The 260-nt window shown below is 41.2% G+C and carries 1 pseudogene; it reads right to left on the bottom strand.

The annotated features are described in order from the left end of the window. Positions 1 to 260, bottom strand: a pseudogene (locus tag AC3II9_RS21955) (hypothetical protein); the annotation flags it as partial.

Here is a 260-nt window from a genome sequence, read left to right as displayed (position 1 = left end):
ATTGACACCAGGCATACGGCGCACATAATCAGAAATATCATTACGAACTGGTAGTTTTTCTAAATCTTCTTGGGTGATTACTGATACGCCGAGCGACTGCTTCACCTGCTCTTCAGCTGTTACAAAAATTGTTTCCAATTTCACAGGTTCAGCAGGCTTTTCTAATGCTTTTTCAGCTTGTTCTTGCTCATTTTGTGCAGCATAAGCCATAGACATCATACTTGCCAGTACTGAAACAGAAAGCACTGACTGGACAATAC

The organism is Lysinibacillus sp. RU7, assembly GCF_057837305.1.
This window is presented reverse-complemented; position numbering and strand designations above follow the sequence as displayed.